The 3,799-nt window shown below is 71.5% G+C and carries 4 protein-coding genes; all 4 read right to left on the bottom strand.

Annotated features, from left to right (window positions below):
* Window positions 1-666 (bottom strand): phosphoglycerate kinase (gene pgk / locus ACWCO3_RS32700; protein WP_450013784.1); only part of this gene is annotated, 666 nt, incomplete at its 3' end.
* Window positions 663-1,667: a type I glyceraldehyde-3-phosphate dehydrogenase gene (gene gap, locus ACWCO3_RS32705; RefSeq protein WP_088988543.1), complete on the bottom strand. Its 1,005-nt coding sequence runs from the start codon at window positions 1,665-1,667 to the stop codon at window positions 663-665. The genes pgk and gap, both read right to left, overlap by 4 nt.
* A 264-nt stretch (window positions 1,668-1,931) precedes the next feature.
* Window positions 1,932-2,912 carry a DNA-binding protein WhiA gene (gene whiA / locus ACWCO3_RS32710; protein WP_030337350.1) on the bottom strand — a complete coding sequence of 327 codons (981 nt, stop codon included), beginning with the start codon at window positions 2,910-2,912 and terminating at the stop codon, window positions 1,932-1,934.
* 54 nt (window positions 2,913-2,966) lie between these two features.
* Window positions 2,967-3,799, bottom strand: an 833-nt coding sequence (locus tag ACWCO3_RS32715) for a gluconeogenesis factor YvcK family protein (RefSeq protein ID WP_450013786.1), incomplete at its 5' end; no start/stop codon positions are given.

Raw genomic sequence — 3,799 nt, forward strand, 5'->3', positions numbered from 1 at the left:
GTGCCGGATCCGTCCGGCGAAGGTGGGTTCGGCGTCGGCGATCCGGTCGAGCAGCGCGGCGACGGCAGCGCCGTCCGCGAGTGAGCTCGGGCCGGTGAGCTTGGAGAGCACCTCGACCTCACGCAGCACCAGTCGACCCGCGACGTGCGGCAGCCGGGCCGGCACGTCGAAGACACTGGCGTGCTTGCGGTGCACCGCACCGAACGCGTCGTCCACGTAGGCGTCGCCGAACGCGGCGAGCTGGTCGGCGAACGCGCCCCGCTCGGCCTCGTCCTTACTGGTCTCGCCCGCGTTGAAGCGCAGGTTCTCCAGCAGGGCGACCTGGCCGTCGGCCAGGTCCGCGACTGTGGAGCGGGCCGACTCACCGACGGTGTCGGTGGCGAAGTGCACCGGAGCGCCGAGCAGCTCACCGAGCCGCCCGGCGACCGGGCTCAGGCTGAACTGCGGGTCCGGCGCGCCCTTCGGGCGGCCCAGGTGCGAGCAGACGACCACCTTCGCGCCGGCCTCGACCAGCGCGCCGAGGGTCGGCAGCACCGCGCGGATCCGCCCGTCGTCGGTGATGTCACCGGTCTGCTTGTCGAGCGGGACGTTCAGGTCGGCGCGCACCAGCACGCGCCGACCCGACACCCCCTCGGCGAGCAGGTCGTCGAGGGTCCGGATGCTCACAGCGACGAACCGACCAGCTTGACGAGGTCGACCAGGCGGTTGGAGTAGCCCCACTCGTTGTCGTACCAGCCGACGACCTTGACCTGGTTGCCGACGACCTTGGTCAGCGGCGCGTCGAAGATGCACGACGCCGGGTCGGTCACGATGTCGGTGGAGACGATCGGGTCCTCGTTGTAGACCAGGATGCCCTTGAGCGGGCCGTCCGCGGCGGCCTTCAGCGCGGCGTTGACCTCGTCCACGGTGGTCTCGCGACCCACGTTGACGGTGAGGTCGGTGACCGAGCCGGTCGGGATCGGCACCCGCAGGGCGTACCCGTCGAGCTTGCCCTTGAGGTCCGGCAGGACCAGGCCGATCGCCTTGGCGGCGCCGGTGGAGGTCGGCACGATGTTCAGGGCGGCGGCCCGGGCCCGACGCAGATCCGAGTGCGGCGCGTCCTGCAGGTTCTGGTCCTGGGTGTACGCGTGGATCGTCGTCATCAGACCGTGCTGGATGCCGAACGTGTCGTGCAGGACCTTCGCCATCGGGGCGAGGCAGTTGGTGGTGCACGAAGCGTTGGAGATGATGGTGTGCTTCGCCGGGTCGTAGGTGTCGTGGTTGACACCCATGACGACGGTCACGTCCTCGTTCTTCGCCGGGGCGGAGATGATGACCTTCTTGGCCCCGCCGTCGACGTGCGCCTTGGCCTTGGTGGCGTCGGTGAAGAAACCGGTCGACTCGATGACGACGTCGGCGCCCACCTCGCCCCACGGCAGCTTCGACGGGTCCTTCTCGGCGTACGCCTTGATGGTCTTGCCACCGACGGTGATCTCGTCGGCGGTGGCCTTGACCTCGTAGGGCAGGCGACCCAGGATGCTGTCGTACTTGAGCAGGTGGGCAAGCGTGCCGTTGTCGGTCAGGTCGTTCACCGCCACGACCTCGATGTCGGCGTCGGACGCCAGCACTGCCCGGAAGAAGTTACGGCCGATTCGGCCGAAGCCGTTGATGCCAACCCGGATGGTCACAGGTCCCATCTCCTCGCGTTCTGGTCTGCCGGCCTCAGACAACGGGCCGGCGGAGTGGTGTGCGCCGACCGTTGGAGCCGGCCGTTGACGGTTCGTCTCGGCCACCCCGCCGCGGTCTGAGGACCTTGACCGCCCGAGGCGGTGTGCACGACGAGGAGTGCCTGTGTCGGCCCCCTTGCCGTACGCAGCGACCTTATCCGAGCGTGCGAGACCACGCTGCGCCGGGTCGTGCTCCCGGACGCACCGTGCGGCCTTACCGTCCTATCAGACCACGAGCATGTCGGGCGTGACTGCCGCTTCGGTATCCGGGATGCCGAGGTCCCGGGCCCGCTTGTCGGCCAGCGCCAGGAGTCGGCGGATCCGCCCGGCGATGGCGTCCTTGGTCAGCGGCGGGTCCGCCAACGCGCCCAGTTCCTCCAGCGACGCCTGCCGGTGCTCCAGGCGCAGCCGCCCCGCGTCGGTCAGGTGGTTGGGCGCCTCGTCGGCGAGGATCTCCAGGGCACGGGTGACCCGGGCGGCGGCGGCGACGGCCGCGCGCGCCGACCGGCGCAGGTTGGCGTCGTCGAAGTTGGCCAGCCGGTTGGCGGTGGCGCGCACCTCGCGGCGTACCCGGCGCTCCTCCCAGGCCAGCACGCTGGAGTGCGCGCCGATGCGGGTGAGCAGCGCGGCGATCGCGTCGCCGTCCTTGACGACCACCCGGTCCACACCGCGTACCTCACGGTTCTTCGCGGTGATGCCGATGCGGCGGGCCGCGCCGACCAGCGCCAGCGCCGACTCCGGCCCCGGGCAGGTGATCTCCAGCGCGCTGGAGCGGCCGGGCTCGGTGAGCGAGCCGTGGGCCATGAACGCGCCCCGCCAGGCGGAGACGGCGCAGCAGACGTTCGCCGCCACCACGTGCGGGGGCAGGCCGCGCACCGGGCGACCCCGCACGTCGAGCAGGCCGGTCTGCCGGGCGAGGGCCTCGCCGTCCTTGACCACACGCACGATGAAGTGGCTGCCCTTGCGCAGCCCGCCGGAGGCCAGCACGTGGATCTCGCTGGGATAGCCGTAGACCTCGGCGATCTCCCGGCGCAGCCGCCGGGCCACCGCCCCGGTGTCCAGTTCCGCCTCCACCACCACACGGCCGGAGACGATGTGCAGCCCGCCGGCGAAGCGCAGCAGCGCGGCCATCTCCGCCCGCCGGCAGCAGGGCTTGGGCACATCGACCCGACTCAGCTCGTCCTTGACCGCGGCCGTCATCGCCATTGTGCGTCCCCTCACGGACCGGTTCCGGCGTGTCGCCGGAGATTACGTACGTGTCTAACGATCGGCACCCAGGACAGGCACCAGTGCGGCGCCCAGGGCAGCCGGATCATGGCGGGGAGTGCCACCGGTGACGGCGACGGGGGCGAGGACCAGGCGGGCACCCAGCGATTCTGCCGCACGTTCGACCGGTTCGGGGTCACCCACCGCCTTGGCGTCGGCGAGCACGAGATCCACCTTGAGCTCGGGCAGGTACCAGTGCAGTGCCGCGAGATGATCGGCGACGGAGAGCCCGAGGGTCTCCTTCTCCGCGGCGAGGTTCAACGTGACCAACCGCCGGGCCGAGGTCGACACGATCGCGTCGGCCACCTGCGGCACCAGCAGGTGCGGGAGCACGCTGGTGTACCAACTGCCCGGTCCGAAGATCAACCAGTCCGCTGCCATGATCGCCTCGATCACCTCGGCGCAGGCGGGTGGGGCGGCGGGCGTGAGGCGCAGCGACTCGACCCGACCGGTCGTGACCGCCACCTGGTGTTGGCCGCGCACGGTGCGCACCTCGTCCGGGGCGGCCGGGTCGATCCCGCGTACCTGCGCCTCGATGCCGACCGGCTGCCGGGACATCGGCAGCACTCGGCCGACCGCGCCGAGCATCGCGCCGGCATGGTCCAGCGCGGCCACCGGATCGCCGAGCAGCTCCATGAGACCGCAGAGCACGAGGTTGCCCACCGCGTGCCCGGCCAACCCGTCGACGCGGGCCGCCTGGGGCTCTTGGCCGTGCGCGCCGGTCGCCGCCGCCCGATCCGCGCCGGGGTCGCGGCCGTCGGCGCCGCAAAGATCGCTCAGGTCCTCCGACGCTGGGGGTATCGCGTTCACGTCGCCACGGGCTCCAC

This window comes from Micromonospora sp. NPDC002411, from assembly GCF_053592955.1.

What these genes read in the sequence shown, in the direction of transcription:
- whiA (WP_030337350.1), bottom strand. Translation starts at nt 2,912, where the DNA reads ATGGCGATGACGGCCGCGGTCAAGGACGAGCTGAGTCGGGTCGATGTG.